Origin of the sequence: Erythrobacter sp. YT30 (assembly GCF_001542875.1) — a bacterium.
Taxonomy (GTDB): Bacteria; Pseudomonadota; Alphaproteobacteria; order Sphingomonadales; family Sphingomonadaceae; genus Erythrobacter.
The window spans coordinates 101151-123247 of sequence record NZ_LMAF01000001.1; the positions used below are offsets into that span (position 1 = coordinate 101151).

A 22097-nucleotide genomic window follows, 5' to 3' on the forward strand; every position below is an offset into this window, starting at 1 on the left:
AATCAACCCGCGCGCAATTCCTCGGCGAGCAGCTTGAAATCCGCTTCGCGCGGGGAGTTCTTGCGCCAAACCAACACAATCTCTCGCTTGGCGGTGTCGCTTTTCACGGGCCGCGCGACGACATCAGTGCCCGCAAGAATGCCAGCCTCGATCGCCATTTCAGGGAGCATGGTGAGCCCCAGATCATGATCGACCATCTGCACCAGCGTGTGGAGGCTCGTCCCGATCATGGCCGCACTCGCGCGCAATTCGGATCGGTTGCACGCAGCCAGGGCATGATCGCGCAGGCAGTGTCCGTCTTCGAGAAGGAGCAATCGACCCTGATCGATCATGTCAGGAGGCACTTGCGCTGGTGGATCGCGCGGATCATCCTTTGGGAAGGCGACAAACAGACGATCATCGCTGATATGCTCAATCGCCGCATCGCCTGTGTCGAAGGGAAGGGCGAGGAGCACGCAATCGACGCGCCCATGGGTGAGCGATTCCATTGCATCCTGGCTGGTTTCCTCGCGCAGCATCAGCTTCAGATCAGGTCGTTCCTTGCCAAGGCGCGGCAGGAAGCGCGGGAGCATAAAAGGCGCGATGGTGGGGATAACGCTCATGCGCAGTTGACCAGACAGCGGCTTTCCCGAAGCCTGCACGAGATCGGATAGTTCTTCTGCCTCGCGCAGCAACCGGCCAGCCTTTGCAACAACTTGTTCGCCCAACGACGTAAACCGCACAACACGCCGGGATCGTTCGACCAGTGTCACGCCAAGAAGCGACTCTAATTCGCGAAGCCCTGCCGAAAGTGTCGATTGCGAAACAAAGCAAGCATCAGCAGCGCGGCCAAAGTGGCCATGCTCGTGCAGCGCGACGAGATATTGAAGCTGTTTGATTGTGGGGAGGTAGGTCGACACTACTCCGCTGCCAGCGCTTCTTCCATGCTTGCTTGCATGTCATCGATGTGTGTCATGGCGAGTTTCCCGCCTTGGACGGCAAAGGCCAGCTTACCTTCGACCAGTTCCAATGCGTCTTTGCCGAACACGTCATAACGCCAGCCTTCGAGCACTTTTAGATCCCGCACTCCGGCGGCGAGCGCTTCCATTTCGTCAGCGCGGGTGAGTAGGCGAGCTGCGACATCAATTTCGCGCGCGCGGATTTTCAGGAGAAGTTTGAGCAAATCCGCAACTAAAGCACCTTCTTTGCCTAAAGGAGCGCCGCGTTTCATCTTTTCTGGCATTTCGGATTTGGGGAGCGGCTCGGCCTCGGCGATTTCCTTCATCAACCTTTTGCCGATGTCATTGTCTTTCCAGGCCGAAGAGAGCCCGCGCACTTTTGCGAGATCAGCCTGCCTCTTGGGAGGATGCGCTGCGATATCGGCCAGTGTCTCATCGCGCATGATGCGGCCGCGCGGAATATTCTTGTGCTGCGCTTCGCCTTCGCGCCATGCCGCAAGCGCTTTCAATCGGCCCAGAACCTGAGGATTGCGACCCGGAGACCGGATACGTTTCCACGAGGTTTCCGGATTGATCAAATAATTGGACGGATCAGCGAGCTTTTCCATTTCCGCATTCAACCAGTTGCCGCGCCCTGTTTTGATCAGCTTTTTGAGAATCTTGGGAAATATCTTCGACAGATGCGTCACATCGCCAATCGCGTATTCGATCTGCCGATCGGTTAATGGGCGGCGGCTCCAATCGGTGAAACGCGCGCCCTTGTCGATCTGGATATTGAGCCAGGTTTCGACCAGATTCGCATAGCCGATCTGTTCTGACTGGCTAATCGCCATCATCGCGATTTGTGTGTCGAATACCGGGTGCGGGGTCTTGCCCGTCAGATTGACTATGATTTCAACGTCCTGTCCGCCTGCATGGAAGACTTTCAAGACGTCCTCATTCTCGCACATCAGATCGAGCAAGGGCGTCATGTCGAGCCCTTCGGCAAGCGGATCGATAGCGGCGGCTTCTTCGGTGTTGGCGATCTGCACCAGGCACAGTTCCGGCCAATAGGTGTTCTCGCGCATGAATTCGGTGTCAACCGCAACGAATTCAGACTGGGCGAGACGCTCGCACAAGGCAGTCAATTCGTCGGTCGTCGTTATCAGATCATGTATTTTCATATCGTCTTCTTGGCTTGGAGCGGAGTGCCGCTCGCGGAGCTCTTGCTCCATGTAAGTGTCAGGTGGCTTGACAAAGCCCCCCGGTTCCCCTGTTAGCGCGCCCCATGTTAGAGGCGCAAATACGCGCCTTAACGGTCGTGGCAATTCAAGCTGCGCCCTTTGCTCCATACCCGCGAACAGGACAAGAGTTTAGATGCACGCCTATCGTACCCACACCTGCGCACAGCTTTCTTCAGAAAATGTGGGCGAAACCGTCCGTTTGTCTGGCTGGATGCACAGAAAACGCGATCATGGCGGGGTCTTGTTTGTCGATTTGCGGGATCACTACGGGATTACACAAATTGTTGCGGACGAAGATTCGCCCGCGCTGCCCGTGTTTGAGAGCCTGCGCGCCGAATCGGTGGTTACGATCGATGGCGAAGTGAAAGCGCGCACGCCCGAAACGGTGAATGCAAACCTCTCAACCGGTGAGATCGAAGTGTTCGCTCGCTCAATCACCGTTCAAAGCGCCGCTGAAGAGCTGCCAATGCCGGTGTTTGAAGAACCGGACTATCCCGAAGAAATCCGGTTGAAGTATCGCTACCTCGATCTGCGCCGCGAAACCATGCACCGCAACATCGTGCTGCGCAGCCAGGTAATCTCCTCGATCCGCAATCGGATGGTGGAACAGGGCTTTACCGAGTTTCAAACCCCGATCCTCACTGCCTCTTCACCGGAGGGCGCGCGCGACTTCCTCGTGCCCTCACGTATGCAGCAGGGCAAATTCTACGCGCTTCCGCAAGCACCGCAGATGTTCAAACAGCTTTTGATGGTGTCGGGTTTTGATAGGTATTTCCAGATCGCACCATGCTTCCGCGATGAGGACTTACGCGCTGATCGCAGCCTCGAATTTTACCAGCTCGATTTTGAAATGAGCTTTGTGACACAGGAAGATGTATTCCAAGCGCTTGAACCCGTGCTGGGCGGCTTGTTTGCCGAATTCGCGAACGGCAAAAGCGTGACGCCTGTGGGTGAGTTTCCCCGCATCCCTTACAAGGAGGCGATGCTTAAATACGGCACTGACAAGCCTGATCTGCGCAATCCGCTGATCATTTCGGATGTTACAAGCCACTTCGAAAAATCCGGCTTTGGCCTATTTGAAAAGATTGTTGGCGGTGGCGGCGTCGTGCGCGTGGTGCCTGCGCCCAACACGAACGAGAAGAGCCGTAAATTCTTCGATGACATGAACAATTGGGCGCGGGGCGAAGGCTTTGCTGGTCTTGGCTATGTCACACGCAAGGGCGGCGAATTTGGTGGCCCGATTGCGAAAAATCACGGGCCTGACCGCATGGAAGAGCTTTATAATGAGCTTGGCCTTGGCCCGGACGATGGTTTGTTCTTTGCAGCCGGCAAGGAGACCGACGCTGCGAAGCTGGCCGGTGCTGCGCGCACACAAGTTGCTGAACAATTGGACTTGATCGAGCCTGATTGCTTCAAGTTCTGCTGGATCGTCGATTTCCCGATGTTCGAGTATGACGAGGACACCAAACGGGTCGATTTCAGCCACAACCCCTTCTCAATGCCGCAGGGCGAGATGGAAGCGCTGGAGTCGATGGACCCGCTCGAAATCAAGGCGTGGCAATATGATATCGTGTGTAACGGATATGAGCTTTCGTCAGGCGCAATCCGGAATCACCGCCCGGACATCATGTACAAGGCATTTGAGATCGCCGGCTATTCAAAAGAAGACGTTGATGCGAACTTCTCTGGCATGATCGAAGCGTTCAAACTGGGCGCGCCGCCCCATGGCGGTTCGGCACCGGGTATTGATCGTATTGTGATGCTGCTTGCAGGGGAAGAAGCGATCCGTGAAGTCATCGCTTTTCCGATGAACCAGAAGGGCGAAGACCTGATGATGGGTGCACCTTCGCGGGCGGAACCAGCGCAATTGCGTGAGCTTTCCATTCGCGTCGTTGAGCCACCTAAGAAGCCGGGCACCGAAGCACCGAAGGCATGATCGCATGAAAAAGGGCGCTCGCCTCAAAAGGGAGCGCCCAAGTCTTCAGGGAATGTCGTTATTGTTTTGAATTTCGAGCGGAGCGTGGCTCGACCGGCCAGCTACCTTGAGCTTTGCGCGGCAAGCCCGCTCGACGCCCTTTCGCAAGTCCCCACCTGCGAATGTAATGATCAATCTACGCTACAAATTACGCGTACTGCTTTTCCAGCATGTCGGTGAAACGTTCACCTTCGCGTACTTCCTCGTATGCCTGCTCAATTACCATCTTGATGGATTGGTCCATCTCGGCATCATCCTTCAGCACATCACGGAACTGTTCTGCGAGATAATCTTCGCCCTCTTCGACGCGTTCAATCGCGGCTTCGTTGCTGTCCGAAAATGCATCGGCGATACTAAAGAAGGTCTGGTGGGCGGTGCCTGACACGCTTGCGCTGTCAATTCTATCTTCGCCGCGTCCTGCGAGCGCGTTATTCAGCTTGGTCAGCGTTTCTTCGCGCGAGTTCAAACGGCGTTCAAATGCACTCTTGAGTGCTGGGCTTTCCGCCTTGTCGATTGCTTTGCGATAGCCTTCGACTGAATCAAATGTTGTTTGGGTAAGTTTCTTCAGAGTATTAATATTGTTCATGGTTCTCCTTGATCGAGTTTTCGTTTACTGCGTGGCACCGAATGCGCCGCGCTTTCAATAACTTAACGGGCGAACTTGCCATTTTGTTCCGAGTGTTCGCTAACCCGTTCATGAGCTGAGATAAGTCGAGAAAGGGGCCGGTTCATCCTTTCCTAATGTGGCTGCTGCAAGGCAGTGGATAGGATTAAATAGGGAAGGGCGAACATGGCCATCATCTGCAAAACATCGGCTTCCTTCGTGGCTCTGGCGGCAACTTTATATGCCGGAACTGCGCATGCAGAAACGCTGCGAGTGGGCGCTCATCTGCCGGCCACGACCGATGCTGGCCTTAACATCGAGACAATCGCGGTTGATGAACTGCGCGGCGCGAAGGGAAGCCAGCTGGCGTTCGAACTGAAAGAAACGCTGGGACAAACGCGTGTCGAGGGCGAACCCTGGTTCGAGATCGTCCCTATGAACACCAGCGCTGTGAACGCTGTCATCCAGGGAAGCGCATCGTTTCAGGGGTCGGTCGTCGAACTGCAACCCAAAGAAGTGCGCGAGTGCGAAGAGAAAAACGATGATGATCAATGCGTCCGGTATCGCACAGACATTTATGAATGCACTCGCACTGAAGTATCGCTCTATCCCGATATCGAGGTGATCGGAGAGGATGGGTACGTCATCCACGCGGTGCGCGATGAGTTGAGGCGAGCAATTGATAGTTGCGCGGATGCCGGCGCTTCTCCTTCAGTGAATGCAATGGGTGACGAGTTGATCGGCAATTTCGTCTGGCAAGTGCGCACCGCTCTTGCCCCGCGGTATTTGCAGCGCGATTACCGCATACTTGAGCGGCGTAAGGGACTTCGCAAAGAGGATCGCAAAGCGTTTAAGGCAGCTGTGAAACTGACCAAGACCGATGAAAACGATGCGTGCGATGCCTTCAAAGAGCTGGAGGCGAACAATCCCGCTCAGGTCTCCGTTCTATTCAATATCGCCATGTGTCAGGAGCGTGAGGGCGACTACTCCGCATCGCTCGCGACGCTCGATCGGGCGCTCGCTGTTGAGCCCAAAAAGCTTATGGCTCTGGAATCGGTCGATCGCGTTCGGGCTTGGATGAAGGCGGAACGTCAATTGCGTGAGCGAGAGGCGAATATGCTTGCGCGCTATTCAGAACCTGCGCCCAATCTTGCTGAGGATGGCGCTCAGCCTTCAGACCCTGCCTCTGCAGAAGGAAATTAAGGCGGAAAGGCGTCTTCGAGACATGTGATTTGTAACGGATTGGTGATAGGCTACTAATCTCAAGATATGACGCATGATCGACGCTCGGCGCTTTCACTGGGGCTTACCTGCCTTGCCGCGATACCTTTTGCGGGTTGCGGTATTGGCGAGCCAATCGATCCGGGCACCACGCGCGTTTATGTCATGGGCGTCATCCATGGGCGTCACCGAGAAAGCGATAGCTACTCGCTCGACGCGCTTCGCTCAGCTGTGCGGAAGGCTGCGCCAGACGTTGTTTTGTCAGAAATCCCGCCTGACCGGATTGATAAGGCAACCACCAGCTTTCGCGAAACCGGCGAAGTTGACGAGCCGCGTACCGAAGTGTTTCCAGAATACACCGATGTCGTCTTCCCTTTGAGCGAAAAGATGGACTTTCGTATCGTTGGCACTGCAGGATGGACGCGCGAGATAGCGGATAATCGGCGGGAAGCGCTCAATGCGATTGAAGATGATCCCGCTCGCGCGGATCAATGGGCAGCGCACCAAGAGGCTTTGCGTGAGTACAGCCGTAGAGTGGCGGGACGAGGGGATGATCCGCTCTTCATCCACACGGAGGAATTCGACCGGCTCGTCGAAGCATCGCGCACACCCTATCAGCAGTATTTTGACGATGATCTGGGCCCCGGTGGCTGGACTGCGATTAACGCTGCGCACACCGATCTTATCAACAGCGCGCTCGATTCCATCAGCGGGCAAGGTCTTACCGCACTCATCATGTTCGGAACTGCGCATAAGTATATGATTTTGAACAGTCTTGAAGGGCGACGCGATATCAAACTTCTCGACACCCGAGACCTCTTCATGTGAGGTGCTGCAATTCGCGTTTCGCAAGGTTGCATCTTGACTTGCGCTTAACGAAACCGACCTTTAGGGCACAACAAAGATTTCAAAACCCCAAATTCAAGAGGGATACACATGAGCGATACTGCCGACCGCGTGCAGAAAATTGTTGTCGAACACCTTGGTGTTGAAGGCGACAAAGTTACCCAGGAAGCCAGCTTTATCGATGATTTGGGCGCAGATAGCCTCGACATCGTTGAACTGGTGATGGCATTTGAAGAAGAGTTCGGCGTTGAAATCCCCGATGATGCGGCTGAGAAGATCTCAACCGTGGGCGATGCGACCAAGTTTATCGAAGAGCATAAGGGCTGATTGAGTCCCGACCGCGCCGCTGTATTGGCGGGCGACCTATCGACAGGCCCGAACCCTGATATGGGTGCGGGCCTGTAGTATTTCGGCCAAGATGATTTTGGGCCAATCGGAACTGGGAGAGTAGTGCATGCGCCGTGTGGTGGTAACCGGGCTTGGTCTTGTCACGCCTTTGGGCGGTGACGTGGAAACCTCATGGAAGAACCTCATTGCGGGCGAAAGCGGTGCGGGGCCGATTACGCGGTTTGAACCCGAAGGGCAGAAGTGCACCATCGCTTGCGAGGTGAAGGGCAAGGATCACCCTTGGGGCTTTGACGCAGACAAGCGCGTGGACGGTAAGATTCAGCGGCAAGTCGATCCGTTTATTGTCTACGGTATCGATGCAGCCGGTCAGGCTTTGGAAGATGCAGGTCTCACCGATCTTAGTGACGATCAAAAAGAGCGCGTGGGTTGTTCCATTGGCGCTGGCATTGGCGGCCTTCCGGGGATCGAGTTGGAGAGTGTAAACCTCCATGAGCGCGGACCTGGTCGGGTATCTCCTCACTTCGTCCACGGGCGCCTCATCAACCTCGTCACGGGGCAAGTGCAGATCAAATACGGCTTTATGGGGCCGAACCATGCGGTTGTGACTGCATGCTCAACGGGCGCGCACTCAATCGGAGATGCTGCGCGCATGATTGCGATGGATGATGCAGATATAATGGTTGCTGGAGGGGCCGAGAGCACCATCAATCCGCTGGGCATTGCTGGCTTTGCTCAGGCACGCGCGCTCAACACCAGCTTCAACGATCGCCCGACAGAGGCGAGCCGGCCCTACGACAAGGACCGTGAAGGATTTGTGATGGGGGAGGGCGCAGGCATCGTAATCCTTGAAGAATACGAGCATGCCAAGGCGCGTGGTGCGAATATCTATGCCGAGGTTACCGGATACGGTCTTTCAGGCGATGCTTACCACGTCACAGCGCCTCATCCCGAAGGCAAGGGCGCAGAGCTCGCTATGAAGATGGCGCTCAAAAAAGCGGGATTGGGCCCCGGCGATATCGACTATGTGAACGCCCACGGCACATCGACCATGGCCGATACGATTGAACTCGCCGCTGTCAAACGCGTTCTGGGTGCTGATCTGAGCGGCGCATCGATGAGTTCAACCAAGTCGGCCATCGGCCACTTGCTGGGCGGCGCAGGAGCAGTTGAGGCGGTGTTCTGCATCCTTGCGATGCGCGATGGCGTGGTGCCACCAACGCTCAATCTTCACAATCCGGACGAGGGTACAGAAGGGATCGATCTGGTGCCATTAAAGGCCAAGAAACGCGAAGTGCGTGCTGTGCTCAACAACAGTTTCGGCTTTGGCGGGACCAATGCTTCTCTGATTATGCAGAAGGTGGACTAAGTCGATGAAACGTCTCGGTCTGATCGCCGGGATTGCGCTTGTGGTTATGGTCGCAGGCGCGCTCTACATGGGCAGCTTGTATCTGGGCGCGGCAACCATCAAGCAGGAGACGTCATTCATCATTCCCGACGGCGCATCTGTCACTTCGGTAGCGCGCGATCTGGAGGAGCAGGGACACATTGCTTCCGCCGATGGCTTCATCATGAACGCGCGCCTGTTTGGATCATCAGAGCCTATCAAGGCAGGCGAATTTGAGCTGAAACCTGAAATGAGCCAGGGCGATATCCTCGCCCTGTTTCAATCAGGTGATGTCGTACGGCGATTTGTGACGATCCCCGAGGGCATGCCGTCTATTCTGGTTGCTGAACGACTGATGGCGGAGGAATTTCTCACTGGAGAAGTGGACGTCCCACTCGAAGGGTCGGTGCTACCAGACACTTATTCCTATGTCCGCGGCCAATCGCGCGCTTCGCTGGTTGAGCAGATGCAGGCGGCTATGGATGAATACCTTGCAGAGGCTTGGGCCAATCGCAAACCCGATATCGCTGTTGATACGCTCAAAGAGGCTTTGATCCTCGCCTCTATCGTCGAGAAAGAAACGGGCAAACCGTCAGAGCGACGCATGATCGCAGGACTTTATTCAAACCGACTGAAAACAGGCATGATGCTGCAGGCTGACCCCACAATCATCTATCCCATCACGCAGGGCAAACCGTTAGGCCGCCGCATCCGCCAATCCGAAATCGCGTCGGTCAATGGATACAACACCTATACGCGGACAGGGCTGCCCGAAGGACCGATCACCAATCCGGGGCGTGAAAGCATTGCCGCAGTGCTCAATCCTGAGGCGACAGATGCGCTGTTCATGGTAGCCGATGGGACGGGCGGACACGAATTCAACACCACTATCTCAGGCCATCAAGAAGCGGTTGAGCGTTGGTATCAGCTGCGCAGAGAACGCGGCGAGATGTAGGTCCGCTACCCTGTGGCTCGCCCATTTATCCTAACAGCTGCCTTACCGCCCGAAGTACAGGGCTGGGCAGACGGGCTGCGCCGCGCGCACTACCCGCCAGAGCGCAACCACCTCCTTGCGCATGTGACGATGTTCCACTCTTTCGCACCATCGCTGCTGGATGAACTCAAGACTTTTTTGCCGCGCATCACTGCCGAATTCGCGCCGCCCGTTGGGCAAGTGAGCGGCATCATGGACCTTGGCACAGGCACCGCCATCGCCTTGTCCGCTGAACCATTACTCGCTCTTCGCGAAATGATTGCGGAACATTTCCACGGCAGTCTAACAGATCAGGACCTATACGAGCCTCGCCCACATATCACTATCCAGAACAAGGTCACAAAACGCGAAGCGCGCGAACTGCAGCGAGCTCTCGCGCTGGAGATTGAGCTGAAACAAGACGCGGGACCCTTTGTCTTCCCGTCCCTTGAATTGCACCTTTACAAGGACGGCCCATGGGAGCTGGTAAAGCGGCAGGTCTTCAGAGGAAAAGAGCAATTGTAGTGACATTCTTCGAGGGTCGCGCACAAATGGTTGACCCCGGATAATGGCCGCCCTATGTGCGCTGCTCGCCTGCGGCTAAGCCCGCGGCAATTGCTCCTGTCAGCCCTTTGAAATGGCAGGTATGGGGCGGAGTAGCTCAGGTGGTTAGAGCAGCGGAATCATAATCCGCGTGTCGGGGGTTCAAGTCCCTCCTCCGCTACCAATCTCATTGGTTGAATAGCCTGCTGGTTAAATGATGTAAGTCCAAACTGCATCCTTGCCTTGGGCTAATGAAGTGATCTTCACGCTGTCCAGGCCGTCTTGAATGCTGCTTGCACCAGCGCGGCCTGTGATGGATCGGGGTATGAATGCGCTAGCCTAGCAAGCTGCAATTCGAGATCATCATTCCCGTCAATCTGTCGCAAACGGCGTGCCGAGTTGCGCATCAGATCATTGTCTTGCTGCAATGCACCTAACACCATCAAGGAAATCCAGCTGTAAGGATAGCGAGGATTCAGGCTCGCCGCCTCTTCAAGATGCTTTTGTGCTCCGTCCAGATCGCCGAGCATGAAGCGCGCAATACCGCGATTGAGCTCTGGAAAGTATTTCCATGGAAAGAGAGGGGCAACGCGGGAATGATCATCCAGCGCCTGCTCGGCCTCTGCAGGCAAGCCTTGGTGCAGGTAGTGCCGTGCTAAGTAGAGGTGCGCGATTGGATGCCAGGGCGCAAGCTCGACTGCCTTTTTCGCCAACGACATGCCTTCGGCTGGACGTGTGATCATAAGCAATGCTTGGGAAATCCAGGCGAGCACATTTGCGTCTTCAGGAGCAAGCGCAAGCGCAATGTCGCAGTGTTTCCGTGCCTCTTCGGCCTCTTCTTCGCGTTGCGCTCCGCCAAGCTCGTAATGTGCAGCCAATGCATTGGCGAGCGCGGCATGGGCGGCAGCATACCTCGGCTCCATGGATACTGCCGCACGCGCCTCTTCAATGGCCCTAGCAAGGCTGGCCAAGTCAATCTGCTGATAGGCGGCGTTGGCACGCACGACCGCCTGCCAGGCCGATTGGGCTTTATCGAGTGCGAGCGAACTCTCGGTCACTTCGCGGATTACAATGGTGCTGAACCGCGAAGCCAAGTCGACAACAAGTTCATGAGCCGGAATGCCGGTCGATAACAGCGGCCGGGCAGGGCAATAGATGACGTCCGACCATAAGATCCTTCCAGATGCAATTTCAGTCATCGAACAATGCACCCGAAGCTGATCCTCAATCTCACGCAATTCCAGACCGACGAGGAATTCAGGCGACTGATCGGAGTTTGGCGCGAGTACGATCAACTCGCGATTGAGCGATAATGCCGCGGACACGTCGGAAGAAAGAAGCAAAGAAAGTGTCTTGCCCTTTTCAGATTGGCCGATGAAACTGGGAAGGGAAAGGCTCACAACCGGTTTTGCAGGACCATCTGTCGGACTGCGGCTTACAGAGCCATCGGGTATGTCCTGTCCCTGGGAGACCAAGCGATAGCCAATTTTGGGGATCGTCTCGATTTCAAAGCCACCAAGCTGGGCTGCAAGTCTTCGCAATCGGCCGATGCACCTTTGGATCGCATCATCACCGACAATGACACCGCCCCAGCATTCCTCAATCAAGGTATCCCGGTCGACAGCATCACCGGTATGTCGGGCCAGCAAGACGAATACCTGCATGACGCGGGGTTCTAGCGCGACCGTCTGATCGCCTTTTTCAACATTCAACAGCCGTGGCTGAACCCGCAGTTCTGCGAGCGAAAACGAGTCTGTCTTTGCAAGCTCAATGGTCATCGGACCTTCATCGGAAAATCATCGGTTCCAGAACCTATCGATCCCTCGGGTTGCGGGCAACAAAGGGCGAGACACCCCCCTTATCGAAGGATCAATCAATGCTTGTTTTCATTGCCTGCCTTATCGGCATGTTTGCCATATTCGCCATTCTTGATCGCGTGGCACCGGCACGTCCGCAGCCAGATCAAAAGCTCTGGAAGGTCAGAGGATTGATCGGTTTTGCCCTCTACTACGCGATTGCATTCACTGCGCCTATTCTGTGGGACGGCCTGCTAGCGGAGCATACACTTCTTGATGCATCACAGTTCCCGCTGTGGGCCCAGATTGGTGGCGGATATGTTCTTTTTAACTTCGGAATGTACCTGTGGCACCGCTCAATGCACGAATCCGATCTGCTGTGGCGTTATGTCCATCAGACACATCATTCCGCAGAGCGTGTCGACATCTGGGGAGCATACTGGTTCCACCCGATCGACATGGCTGGCTGGGCGCTTTTGGGCAGCCTCGTTTTTGTCGGCGTCTTCGGAATTTCGGTTGAAGCGGGCATTGCGATCAATCTGATCGGAAGCTTCATGGCTATGTTCACCCACGCAAACATCTCAACACCGCGCTGGCTGGGCTATTTTATCTCGCGGCCAGAGATGCACGCAGTCCATCACGAGCGCGACGTCCATCGTTATAACTACGCTGATCTTCCGTGGTTCGACATGCTATTCGGGACCTATCGCAATCCGACGAAGGCCCCACAAAAGGCTGGTATTGTCGATGGCGGTGCAGACCGTGTGGTTGATCTGCTGCTTGGTCGAAGGATTGACACCCCGCCGGCAAAACGTGAAAAAGTCGCTTCGCACGATTAATCAATAGTCGTGTCCGATCGCTCGTTTTGAGCGATGCCGGGAATTCGAAAGGGACAGCACTAAGTGGCGGCGGGGTGGTTTAGTCCACCCCATTGCATTCTCAGTTCGAGTGGCTGTCTCCATCGCCGTCGCCGTGATTGTGGCCGCCTCCAGAGTGCGTCGCTTGCTCTGAGCCGCCGGCACTGCCGCCTTGACCAGCTTCCCACCAATAGGCGCGCCTGCCGCCATCGCCTGTCGCGACTTCGGCCATGGTCTTTGCGTCATACATGCGACCGCCCAGCATTACGCTTTCGATCTTGTCGCTGTCGCGCACGTTTGCGGTGGGGTCAGCGGTGAGCACCAACAGATCGGCGAGCTTGCCAACTTCCAGGCTGCCAACATCCTTTTCCATGCCTAGCGATTGTGCGGGATAGATGGTTGCGGTCTTGAGCGCTTCGACCGCGCTGAAACCGCCGCGAGCAAAGCTCCAGATTTCCCAGTGTGCTCCAATGCCAGGCTGTTGGCCATGCGCGCCGATCGAGACTTTGATGCCGCGATCAGAGATTTTCTTCGCCTCGCGCGCCGCGTTGTCATCAACGAACGCCCATTCAGGTGCCTTTGTGCGCCGCGCAGTGCTGGCGAGCAGGGCCTTGGGCGGCGTATGGATCATGAGGGGATGATCGTAAACGTCGGTTGCTTGCCGCCAATAGGGATCACCCGCCAGCCCGCCGTAAGTCACGGCCAAAGTGGGCGTATAATTAGTGTTGGACTGGCCAAAGAATTGCAGCACATCTTCGTAAAAAACATCACCTGGAACGTTGTGCTCCATCGTCGAATTCCCATCGGCGATCAGATTCATATCCATTCCGAACAGTGAGCCACCTTCCGCGACCACAAGCATATTCTCTTCGGCCGAAGCGCGAGCGACCATCTGACGTTGTTCGCGGCGGGGTTGGTTGTAGTTCTTGATCGAGATACCGCCCTGCGCTTTGATTCGGCGAACATGCGCTAGGGCATCTTCATAGCTGTCGATCCGCGCATAAACGCTGGGTGCTTTGGCGCCGTAAACGATTTCACCGGTCGAGAAGATGCGAGGTGCGAGAAGTGTGCCCGCCTGTTGTCGCTCTGCGGAAGCGAAGATCAGGCTCGCATCGCTCGAGGGGTTGTGCGTGGTTGTTGTGCCCAAGGCCAGGTCCTGGACGAGGCTCCAGTTCTGCTGCGGGATCAGCTCATCAGTGCCATGCGGACCGTGATGGTGCGCATCGACAAAACCGGGCATCACGATTTTGCCACTGGCATCAATCGTGGTTGCACCTTGAGGGATCGCGATTTGATCCGCAGCGCCGATGGCAGCGATCCGATCGCCTTCAATGACGATCACGCCGTTTTCAATGACGCCTGCATCTTCCTTATCGAGACCAGCCGCCATGGTAAGCACTTTCGCGCCTGTGATGACGACTGTGCCCGTGGGTGCGGCTTTATTAACCGTCACCGCCATCGAAATTGCGCTGTCAGGCGTTTCGTAGCCGCCTTCATCGTCGTCATTCTTAGGGGCGGAACGGAAGAAGTCGCTCACTTGCGCCTGCTTGAGATCAGGACCGAGAGACCAGAACAATGTCTCTCCGCCGCGTGCCCAGCCCATGAAATCGCCACCGCCATCAGAGACTTTAGTGATCGGCACCGGCCCTTTGTCTTCATTAACGTCTACCGGTTTGCCACCCGGAATAACGGGCATGGCGAACACTTCGTAGTTTTGTCGAAAGGCAATCGTCTTGCCATCAGGCGCAATGCGGAAGTCGTTCACCAGACTGCCGGTTGCATGGGTTCGACGCTTCTCACCGTCCAGATCGGCTGACATTAGCGCCAACTTATCGCCGGACTGATCGATCATGAATATGCGATCGTTGGCCGCGCCGAATTGCGGCGTAGAGCCTGAGCGGGTCACCAATACTGGATCACCGCCATTGGCGGGCTGGAGGTAGATGCCGGGGTTTTCGGACTGTTCGGGAGCCGTCAGATAACCGCCGGTGCGCTTTTCATAAGCGATCATGCGGCCATCGGGCGACCAGGCGAGATTGGCGTAATGGCCGGGTAGTTTCGATACCACCCGCGCATTGCGCCCATTGGCATTGGCAACCATGACCTGGCCCAATCCGTCATCTGTCCACCGAACAAATGCGAGCTTTGATCCATCACGGCTGAATGCGGGATAGGCCTCAATTGCGTCGCTGCTATCCCCTGTCATCGGCCGCGCACCATCGCGTCCGCGTGCAGATTTGATGTTTAGTTTGCCCAGTGTTTCAAACACAACTCGAGTGCCATCGGGCGATAGCGTACCGAACTTTGCCATCTTCGTGGCAAAGCGTTCAGGGGAGACTTCAATCGCTGGGTGCGGCGCATCGGCAATGCCGCGTGTGTCGTTGATGCTGAAAGGGATGACAGCATGGTTTGACCCATCGCGATCCACCCTATTCAATTTCCCGCCTGCCCAGAAAACAATGCTACGGCTGTCAGGCGTCCAATCCATGTTTGGATAGACACCGGTGACGGCCCAGGTTTCCTGTACGTCGAGATCGAGCGCATCATAGATCATCCGCTCGCGACCGCTGGCGATGTCTTTGGTCCAGAGCTGGGAAGTATCCTTGTCGCGTCGGACGAACGCGATTTCAGTTCCATCGGGCGAGGGGGCAGGGCGGACTGCACCACCATAGCCATCGACCGCAGTGGTCACTTCGCCGGTCTCTAGATCGTGTTTCTCAATCGCGAAGATGCCAGAATTGGAATCCTGTGCGTAAATGAAAGTGTTTCCGCCGGTTGTGTTGCGAGTGTAATAAATAGCTTTGCCATCAGGTGCGAAGATCGGCTCGCCCAGCTCTTTTTGGAGAGCCTCATCGCGGCGCTCCACCACTTGCACTCCGCCGCCGCCAGAAACATGGTACATCCAGATCTCGCCAGTGCCGAGCGAACGCTGAGTCGTGAAGTGTTTCTTGGCAGCAATGAAACGACCATCGGGCGACCAAGTTGGTTGATTGAGCAGGCGGAAGCTTTCTTCGGTAAGTTGGCGTTTGTCTGAACCGTCTGCATTCATGATCCAGATGTTGTCACCGCCGCCGCGATCGGATGTGAAGGCAATACGCGAGCCGTCGGGCGAAAAGCGAGGGTGCACTTCCCACGCCATGCCCTCGGAAATTCGGCGAGCGCTGCCACCAGTGATTGGAAGTGTGTAGATGTCGCCCAACATTGTGAACACGACGGTCTGGCCATCGGGGGAGACATCGACATCCATCCAAGTGCCTTCATCGGTTTGGATGGGGACTTGCTTGATCGTCGCGCCTTTAGGTGCTTCGACATCCCATTCCTCAGTGTCCTCACCATCCTGATCATTTGCAAGGGCAACGCCGGCGCTCGCCAGAAATGAACCCGTTAGCAAAGCCGCCACAAAGCGGCGCGTGGTGAAGTGACGCATGTAAGTATCTCCCGTGTCGGACCCCGAGCCATGCTTCTAGAATTGGCAATGAGAATTGTCACGAGGCGCGTCTGGTAAATTGGCGAGCTTGCGCAAGAGTTTAGCCGCGTAGGTGGCAGGCACTGGACAAAGGCTAAAGCTCAACCAGTAAGTTGTGTCGCAGAGCTTTCGAAGAGGTTCGCAGTTCTGCTTGGGGCAGGCCCCATTAAGCTCGTTGGCCAGCCTCGTTTTGCCCAGACGCGCGTAAGCCCCAGGCGTTCTGCAAACGCTCCGAAATCCTTGTGCGCCCGAACGCTTTCGGATTCGAGTGTCGGCTCCCAGATGCGCGCGATACAATAGCCGACATAGGGGTTTGGCTTGTCGAGAATGTTCTGCATGTAAGATGCCGCATCGCCAAGAAAGAGAAAGCCGATCACAGAAGCTGCTGTGGGCTGCGCTTTGGGATTGTTCAGTCTGCTTTTGAGAGCCGCGCTCACTATCAGCTTCGCCACTGGCGCTTTCTTGAGATACGCCCGGTATACGAGGCGGCGGACCACGGGCCAGCGAAGTTCGGCCTGCTCGATCGGGGCGAGGCCATCAAAGTTGGCTTCCATGAATTCGATCGCCGCATCAGCAGCGCCGCGTTCGGCCATGCGATGCGAAACACCAAAGGCGGCTGCACCAAAACCTAGCTCAAACGAGCGACGAAACGCGGCCTCTGCTTCTTCAAACTCGCCAATCGTCAGCAGCAGGCCGCCATAGGTCGTATGCCAGATCCCGCACAAAGGATCTTTCTCCAGAATGCGCTCCCAATACGGGCGAGCCTGATCGTGAAGTCCCACCGACATCAGACCGAGCCCAAAGCCAGCCATTGTTTCTACATTGTTGGGATCGAGCGTGACGGCTTCTTCAAAAATCTCGAGCGCATCATCAAGCTTCCCACGATGTGCGGCTCTCATGGCTTTTACAAGCAACGCCATGCTGCATTGCGGGTTTAGTGCGAGGGCATGATTGAGCGCTGCATCGCTGTAATCAAAATGCTTCTTCCATTCCGGCGTGCGGGAGAACTCTGGCAGGATGAAATGCGCCAAGGCGAGCCATGCATGCGCATCTGCAAACTCCGGATCGATGATTACGGCCTGTTCCAGGAGATCGATCCCGCTTGGAATCGTTGTCTGTCCATTTAGCCGATGAACGAGTTTGCGGCCTTGCAGAAAGAGCGCGTATGCCTCGGGCGAGCGAGTAAGCTTGGCAATTGGAAGCGGCGTCGTTTCGACGCCCAGTATTCCTGCCAATTGATGCGAAATGGATTTCGCAATGAGATCCTGAAATTCGAAAATATCAGAAATCACACCATCGTATGTTTCCGACCAAAGCTGTTCGCCATTGCTTGATCGCACCAGCTTTGCAGTAATCCGCACGTCGCTCTCAGACTTGCGAAGCGAGCCTTCGAGAAGGTAGCCAACATTCAAAAGCGCGCCGATTTGCTGAGCTGTCTTAGTGCTGGTGTCGACCGCGAAAGATGACGTTCTGCCAATCACGGTTACATTGGGCATGTGGGTAAGAGCGTTGAGAATTTCCTCCGCCATACCGTCGGCAAAATGCCCCTGATCGCTGTGCGGGCTGAGGTCGGCAAATGGCAACACTGCAATGGACCGCGCGAGCTTCGATGCTGACATCTCTGGAACGGCAAGGGTCTGCGTTGGCTTTAGCCGGTACCCCCGTTTGGGAATGGTCTCGATGCAAGAGGCGTCATCAAAATTGCCCAAGGCCTTTCGCAGCAGAGAAATAGCGCGCGTCAGGCTGTCATCGGCAGCTTCGTCGTCATTCCAGATTTCATCAAGTAGAGTAATGCGCTCAACAACTTCGCCTTCGCGCCTTTGGAGGCCGACCAGAACCGCCATCACTTTGGGTTCGAGTGAAACACTGTCATCGCCGCATGCAATGGCGTTCAAAGCCGGGGTCACACGGCACTGTCCCACCGAAAATGCTTCCACGATTGCCCCCCTGACAGCAGCAGTTTCCGCAACGTCAATCATACGGAAATCCGCCAATTCTTCAATCCCCTCACATTTCCCTCACCTTTCCCACAGGACGAGGTTAGCGGCTTGATGGCAGGGCGGCGTTCTGGATTGTACAGAGGGGAAATATCATGAAGAAATTCAATAAAATGCTTGCTGCTGCCGTGGTGGCTGTAACGCTACCTATGGCCGCGCCAGCTGCCGCTCAGATGGAAATCTATGAAAATTGGGAGCCGGCCGAAGAGGTGACTGAACTGACTTTCGTGAAAGTCGATCAGGGGCAGGAAGAAACCTATGTTGAAGGTCTCAAATCCACCTGGGTTGCCGCGAACAAGATCCAGCAAGAGCAGGGCGTCATTTCCAGCTTCGGCATCTACATGGTTCCGTACAAGGAAGAATATAATATGGTGCTGAGGGTGAGCTTTCCGAGCGGGGAAATGCTGCAGCCGAACAAGGAACGCTACATGAATTTCTTGGAGGCATTCGGCAAAGCCAATATCGACCAAGGCAACAAAACGGTTCTCGAACTCTATAACAAGATCCGCAAAATTCAGAGCGTAGCGCTGCTTCGCGAAGTGAAGCTCATCGAAGACTGAAGAACCCTTCGGCTCGTGCCGAGCGCAAGAGCGCCGGTCTTACGGCCCCGGCAGGCTGTGTTGCGACCCTTTATCTGCTGGGGCCGTTCCTTTTACGAAGCGAACTAGTCCCAGCCCTCGTTCAAATTGAGCGGGCCATCGCCGTAGAGATAGCTTGGATCGAAGTCGGCGTATTCGCGCAGTGCGTCCCAGTTATCGGTGTAGAGTGTCCCGCGGCGGATCTCTGCAAGTTCCAATTCTCTGATCTTGCTCACCGCTCGATTGGCATGGATCGGGCTAACTCCGCACATATCGGCGATGTCTTGCTGCGTGAACGGTGTGCGAAGGGCCCGCTCGCTCGCGCGATTTGTCAGCTCCAGGCGCGTTTGGAGCTCGCAATAGATATGCGCAATTCGCCGGGGCGCATCGAGCCGTTCAAGCATTTGTATCCATTTGCGGTGGATCGATGCATCAAGCAGCGTTGCAAACCATAAGGCACGCGCGATTTTCGGTCTTTCCTGCATCACGCCTTCAAGTGTGGCGTGGCGCACGATCCCTATCTTCACATCATCAACCGCCACGACTGAATGATCGAGCCGTTTCAGTGCGAATCCGTGCAGATCGACGAAGTCACCCGGCAGATGCACGCCGACGATGTACCGGCGATCGCTTGTTTCGATCGTACGAAACATAAAGCCTGAGATGAGAATGCTGCTTACATCAGTCCGCTGACCGCGCTCGACAAGGGTTTCACGCGCGGGAAGAGAGAGGGTGCCGTCGATCAGGCTCTCCACGTATTGCAGATCATCGTGCTCAAGATGCTTGCGCAGCCTGCCCGCCAAGAAATTGGCGGTCTGCGGAAACGCAATTTCACTTGAGGCTTCTGGTGGTGTCAACATACGCGCTGGACATAGAGCCCGTTTTCCAACGCAGTCTATTGACAGATGTTAGCTTCGCGTCGTTTTTTTTGAGCAACTTAATCTAGGTTAAGCATAGCCCTCACGAAGGTGGATCGCGCCTTCGCCGTAGAGATAGTCGGCCTGGAAACATCCAAATTCCTCGAGCTGCCTCTTGTCACGAATGGTGACACGTCCGCGCTCGAATTGCGCGATGTCCTTCTCACGCAATTCCTTGAGAGCGCGATTGACGTGAATGGATGTAGCACCGCACATATCGGCCAAATCCGACTGGGTTAGAGGGGTTTCGAACCCCGTCTCATCACCCAATTCGACCATTCGGAGCCTGCACCAGATTTCGGAAAAGATGTGCGCTAGCCGCCGTGCAGTCGTGAGCTGTTCAAGCTTCATCACCCATTCGCGGTGCATTGCCGCATCAAGCAGTGTCGAAAACCATAGTAGGCGCGCGAGGTGAGGGTGATCTGCCATGATCTCGCGCAGCTTTTTATGCGGCACGTATCCAACTTTCACCTCTCCAATCGTATCGATGTTGTGGTCGAGACGCTTGAGCGCAAAGCAATGCAAATCGACAAAGTCTCCGGGCACGTGAAAGCTGACACCGTACCTGTTTTCTTCGCCATCAATGGTACGCAGCACGAACCCTTCAATCAGCATTGTCGAGTGATCGTAGACTTTGCCATGTTCAAGAATGCGCTTGGGCTTGTCCAAAACGGCCACTTCGTAGATCGCATCCTCCAAGATGCGTTTTTCAACCTCGGACATATCGTGGCGCAATCGGCCTGCAAGGAAGCGGCCAGTGTTTGGGAAACGTGCGAGTTCATGTGTGATTGTGCCCGGCAACAACGTCCCCTCTCCCTCAGATTCGATGGACCGCGTAGCAGGTTGTGGCCCGCGGCGCGATATCTTGAACCAATGTTAGTTTTGGGAAGAGATTACCGCTGAGAGCGCAGACGCCTGATGGTGTCTTTAAGCTCATTCTTGACCTGTGCCCAAGCGAGCAGTGCGAAAAGAGCGGTGCCGCCGATGACATTGCCGAGCAGCGTTGGCAGGATATTGTCTAGACCCATTGCCATGAGGCTGTGATCGCCGCGCCATGCCAATAGGAAAATTTCGCAAGATCCCACCACAACGTGCGTGAAATCGCCCACAGCAATTACGTAAGTCATCAGGAAAACAAGCCATAGAAAGTTGTTCCCAGAGCTTGGTCGCATCCACACGAGCGCGGCGATCAGCAGCCCCGATGGCATTCCTCTCGCGAGCGACTCCGCGAACGAGAGGCTTTCGACTTTCTTGCTGATCGCAATCATAGCCTCCAGCGTTTCGGGTGTGACAATCGGCGTCGACATGAACAGCCACGCCATAATGGCTGTGCCGATGAAGTTTGCGACGAGGCTTATTCCCCAAACCCGGCCCATGTTCAGGAAATTGGACGAGGAGGGTGCCGCGATGGCTGGCAGAACCGGCGTGATCGTATTCTCGGTGAACAGTTGCAGTCGGCAAAAGATCACGAGGATGAAACCGATCGTGTAGCCCAGGCTTTCAATTGCGTGGCCCAGCGGCATGTCGCCGACATCGGCGTGCAACACCGCTTTTGCGACAAACGAAAAGCTGACGAGAATTCCCGCAGCAACAGCTGACCAAAACAGAGAGAGCGTTGGACGGCTCATCTCTTCAATCCCCTCCCGCGCAATCTCAATGTAGATTTCGGGGGAGGTGGGTTGTTCTACTTTTTCGAGCTCGTCCTCTGAGGAGGGGCCGATCAGATCGTCATTCTCCATGCGGCGTCGCTTTGCTCATACTTGCTTCTCTAATTCGAATCTCATGAGGCGGAGGGTATCGCGGCATTGCCGCGTGAAGCCCCACATTCTCCCCATCCAAACTGTCTTGCAGATACGGTTTTGTCCGGTCGCGGTTCCTGGGCAGGGGCAGATGCGGACGCTGAGAAGTGCTCGAAGGACGCGCAAATTTGAACCAACAAGCAGCCCCGCGTGTTGAGTGTGTATGTCCAGTGCAGGAGATTCAGGAAACACAGAGAGCGAAACAAGAACCGATCTCGCTGAGGACAGAACCATCCTTGCCAATGAGCGCACGTTTGCTGGCTGGATGCGGACTGGCCTTGCAACGGTGGGTATCGGTCTCGCTTTCAATGCTGTTTTCACGAAAATTGACCCAGCTTGGATCGCGCGCTCAATCGCGTCGCTTTTTGTCTTTGTGGGGATCATGATCTTCTACATCGCGCAGCGAAAATCTTGTCAGGTCATCCAGAGGATGGATTCGCACGAGATCAAACCAATCGAGACGCTCAATATGCGATTGATTGCGGGCCTGATGTCGCTCGCATCTGCGCTTCTCTTGATGGCGATCTGGTTCCTGATGTGATTGCAGGCCAATCGCCAGTCCAACTTTCAAAAACAAATGGACGGGAAAACCCTCCCAATGAATGACACCAATGAAAGCGGATTACAGCCAG

19 protein-coding genes and 1 tRNA gene are annotated in these 22097 nt (G+C 55.5%); 11 read left to right on the top strand and 9 right to left on the bottom strand.

What is annotated here, in order from left to right:
* Positions 1-2: 2 nt before the first annotated feature.
* Entirely contained in the window at positions 3-899 is an 897-nt protein-coding gene (locus AUC45_RS00525) for a hydrogen peroxide-inducible genes activator (protein ID WP_067596814.1), read from the bottom strand.
* Positions 899-2101, bottom strand: coding sequence for a ribonuclease D (gene rnd, locus AUC45_RS00530; RefSeq protein ID WP_067598806.1), 1203 nt, complete (start codon positions 2099-2101; stop codon positions 899-901). The genes AUC45_RS00525 and rnd overlap by 1 nt, the downstream gene beginning before the upstream one ends.
* Before the next feature lie 193 nt (positions 2102-2294).
* Here rnd and aspS point away from each other — a divergent pair, with 193 nt between their 5' ends.
* Positions 2295-4097, top strand: a complete 1803-nt coding sequence (aspS, locus tag AUC45_RS00535) for an aspartate--tRNA ligase (protein WP_067596816.1) — start codon at positions 2295-2297, stop codon at positions 4095-4097.
* 187 nt (positions 4098-4284) lie between these two features.
* On the opposite strand, the gene AUC45_RS00540 is transcribed toward aspS, so the two are convergent.
* A complete protein-coding gene (locus AUC45_RS00540) occupies positions 4285-4722 on the bottom strand; it encodes a PA2169 family four-helix-bundle protein (protein ID WP_067596817.1) in 438 nt (145 codons plus the stop codon).
* A gap of 204 nt (positions 4723-4926) precedes the next feature.
* Here AUC45_RS00540 and AUC45_RS00545 point away from each other — a divergent pair, with 204 nt between their 5' ends.
* The 7 genes from AUC45_RS00545 to AUC45_RS00575 all read left to right on the top strand — a co-directional run bounded on the left by AUC45_RS00545 (position 4927) and on the right by AUC45_RS00575 (position 10239).
* A complete protein-coding gene (locus AUC45_RS00545; protein WP_067596818.1) occupies positions 4927-5943 on the top strand; it encodes a tetratricopeptide repeat protein in 1017 nt (338 codons plus the stop codon).
* 66 nt (positions 5944-6009) lie between these two features.
* Positions 6010-6789, top strand: a complete 780-nt coding sequence (locus AUC45_RS00550; RefSeq protein WP_067596820.1) for a hypothetical protein — start codon at positions 6010-6012, stop codon at positions 6787-6789.
* Between the two features lie 108 nt (positions 6790-6897).
* Positions 6898-7134: an acyl carrier protein gene (locus AUC45_RS00555; RefSeq protein ID WP_067596821.1), complete on the top strand. Its 237-nt coding sequence runs from the start codon at positions 6898-6900 to the stop codon at positions 7132-7134.
* A gap of 127 nt (positions 7135-7261) precedes the next feature.
* Positions 7262-8521 (top strand): beta-ketoacyl-ACP synthase II, encoded by a 1260-nt coding sequence (gene fabF / locus AUC45_RS00560; RefSeq protein ID WP_067596823.1) that lies wholly within the window; start codon positions 7262-7264, stop codon positions 8519-8521.
* 4 nt (positions 8522-8525) lie between these two features.
* Positions 8526-9494, top strand: coding sequence for an endolytic transglycosylase MltG (gene mltG / locus AUC45_RS00565; RefSeq protein WP_067596825.1), 969 nt, complete (start codon positions 8526-8528; stop codon positions 9492-9494).
* A 12-nt stretch (positions 9495-9506) separates the two neighbouring features.
* Complete coding sequence (locus AUC45_RS00570) at positions 9507-10037, top strand: 2'-5' RNA ligase family protein (RefSeq protein ID WP_067596827.1); 531 nt, start codon at positions 9507-9509, stop codon at positions 10035-10037.
* 125 nt (positions 10038-10162) lie between these two features.
* Positions 10163-10239 (top strand) — tRNA-Met (locus tag AUC45_RS00575).
* Between the two features lie 79 nt (positions 10240-10318).
* Here AUC45_RS00575 and AUC45_RS00580 read toward each other — a convergent pair.
* Positions 10319-11833 (bottom strand): winged helix-turn-helix domain-containing protein, encoded by a 1515-nt coding sequence (locus AUC45_RS00580; RefSeq protein ID WP_067596829.1) that lies wholly within the window; start codon positions 11831-11833, stop codon positions 10319-10321.
* A 98-nt stretch (positions 11834-11931) separates the two neighbouring features.
* Between AUC45_RS00580 and AUC45_RS00585 the strand changes: the two genes are divergently transcribed.
* Complete coding sequence (locus tag AUC45_RS00585) at positions 11932-12690, top strand: sterol desaturase family protein (protein WP_067596831.1); 759 nt, start codon at positions 11932-11934, stop codon at positions 12688-12690.
* Positions 12691-12790: 100 nt separating this feature from the next.
* On the opposite strand, the gene AUC45_RS00590 is transcribed toward AUC45_RS00585, so the two are convergent.
* Together AUC45_RS00590 and AUC45_RS00595 are read right to left on the bottom strand one after the other, a co-directional pair.
* The gene (locus AUC45_RS00590) at positions 12791-16135 is read right to left on the bottom strand and encodes an amidohydrolase family protein (protein ID WP_067596833.1); all 3345 of its coding nucleotides are present in this window, start codon (positions 16133-16135) and stop codon (positions 12791-12793) included.
* A 140-nt stretch (positions 16136-16275) separates the two neighbouring features.
* The gene (locus AUC45_RS00595; protein ID WP_197409476.1) at positions 16276-18111 is read right to left on the bottom strand and encodes a tetratricopeptide repeat protein; all 1836 of its coding nucleotides are present in this window, start codon (positions 18109-18111) and stop codon (positions 16276-16278) included.
* 155 nt (positions 18112-18266) lie between these two features.
* On the opposite strand from AUC45_RS00595, the gene AUC45_RS00600 reads away from it, so the two are divergent.
* Positions 18267-18731 (top strand): hypothetical protein, encoded by a 465-nt coding sequence (locus AUC45_RS00600; RefSeq protein WP_067596837.1) that lies wholly within the window; start codon positions 18267-18269, stop codon positions 18729-18731.
* A 104-nt stretch (positions 18732-18835) separates the two neighbouring features.
* Here AUC45_RS00600 and AUC45_RS00605 read toward each other — a convergent pair whose 3' ends face one another.
* The 3 genes from AUC45_RS00605 to AUC45_RS00615 all read right to left on the bottom strand — a co-directional run bounded on the left by AUC45_RS00605 (position 18836) and on the right by AUC45_RS00615 (position 21405).
* On the bottom strand, positions 18836-19609 hold the full coding sequence (locus tag AUC45_RS00605; protein WP_233998481.1) for a Crp/Fnr family transcriptional regulator: 774 nt from the start codon (positions 19607-19609) through the stop codon (positions 18836-18838).
* 87 nt (positions 19610-19696) lie between these two features.
* Positions 19697-20467: a Crp/Fnr family transcriptional regulator gene (locus AUC45_RS00610; protein ID WP_233998482.1), complete on the bottom strand. Its 771-nt coding sequence runs from the start codon at positions 20465-20467 to the stop codon at positions 19697-19699.
* Between the two features lie 92 nt (positions 20468-20559).
* Entirely contained in the window at positions 20560-21405 is an 846-nt protein-coding gene (locus AUC45_RS00615) for a formate/nitrite transporter family protein (protein WP_067596841.1), read from the bottom strand.
* A gap of 223 nt (positions 21406-21628) precedes the next feature.
* Between AUC45_RS00615 and AUC45_RS00620 the strand changes: the two genes are divergently transcribed.
* On the top strand, positions 21629-22006 hold the full coding sequence (locus AUC45_RS00620) for a YidH family protein (protein ID WP_067596843.1): 378 nt from the start codon (positions 21629-21631) through the stop codon (positions 22004-22006).
* Positions 22007-22097 lie beyond the last annotated feature (91 nt).

Coding starts and splice junctions, on each gene's coding strand:
- rnd (WP_067598806.1), bottom strand. CDS start 2,101: ATGAAAATACATGATCTGATAACGACGACCGACGAATTGACTGCCTTG.
- aspS (WP_067596816.1), top strand. CDS start 2,295: ATGCACGCCTATCGTACCCACACCTGCGCACAGCTTTCTTCAGAAAAT.
- AUC45_RS00540 (WP_067596817.1), bottom strand. CDS start 4,722: ATGAACAATATTAATACTCTGAAGAAACTTACCCAAACAACATTTGAT.
- AUC45_RS00545 (WP_067596818.1), top strand. CDS start 4,927: ATGGCCATCATCTGCAAAACATCGGCTTCCTTCGTGGCTCTGGCGGCA.
- AUC45_RS00550 (WP_067596820.1), top strand. CDS start 6,010: ATGACGCATGATCGACGCTCGGCGCTTTCACTGGGGCTTACCTGCCTT.
- AUC45_RS00555 (WP_067596821.1), top strand. CDS start 6,898: ATGAGCGATACTGCCGACCGCGTGCAGAAAATTGTTGTCGAACACCTT.
- fabF (WP_067596823.1), top strand. CDS start 7,262: ATGCGCCGTGTGGTGGTAACCGGGCTTGGTCTTGTCACGCCTTTGGGC.
- mltG (WP_067596825.1), top strand. CDS start 8,526: ATGAAACGTCTCGGTCTGATCGCCGGGATTGCGCTTGTGGTTATGGTC.
- AUC45_RS00580 (WP_067596829.1), bottom strand. CDS start 11,833: ATGACCATTGAGCTTGCAAAGACAGACTCGTTTTCGCTCGCAGAACTG.
- AUC45_RS00585 (WP_067596831.1), top strand. CDS start 11,932: ATGCTTGTTTTCATTGCCTGCCTTATCGGCATGTTTGCCATATTCGCC.
- AUC45_RS00590 (WP_067596833.1), bottom strand. CDS start 16,135: ATGCGTCACTTCACCACGCGCCGCTTTGTGGCGGCTTTGCTAACGGGT.
- AUC45_RS00600 (WP_067596837.1), top strand. CDS start 18,267: ATGAAGAAATTCAATAAAATGCTTGCTGCTGCCGTGGTGGCTGTAACG.
- AUC45_RS00605 (WP_233998481.1), bottom strand. CDS start 19,609: ATGTTGACACCACCAGAAGCCTCAAGTGAAATTGCGTTTCCGCAGACC.
- AUC45_RS00615 (WP_067596841.1), bottom strand. CDS start 21,405: ATGGAGAATGACGATCTGATCGGCCCCTCCTCAGAGGACGAGCTCGAA.
- AUC45_RS00620 (WP_067596843.1), top strand. CDS start 21,629: ATGTCCAGTGCAGGAGATTCAGGAAACACAGAGAGCGAAACAAGAACC.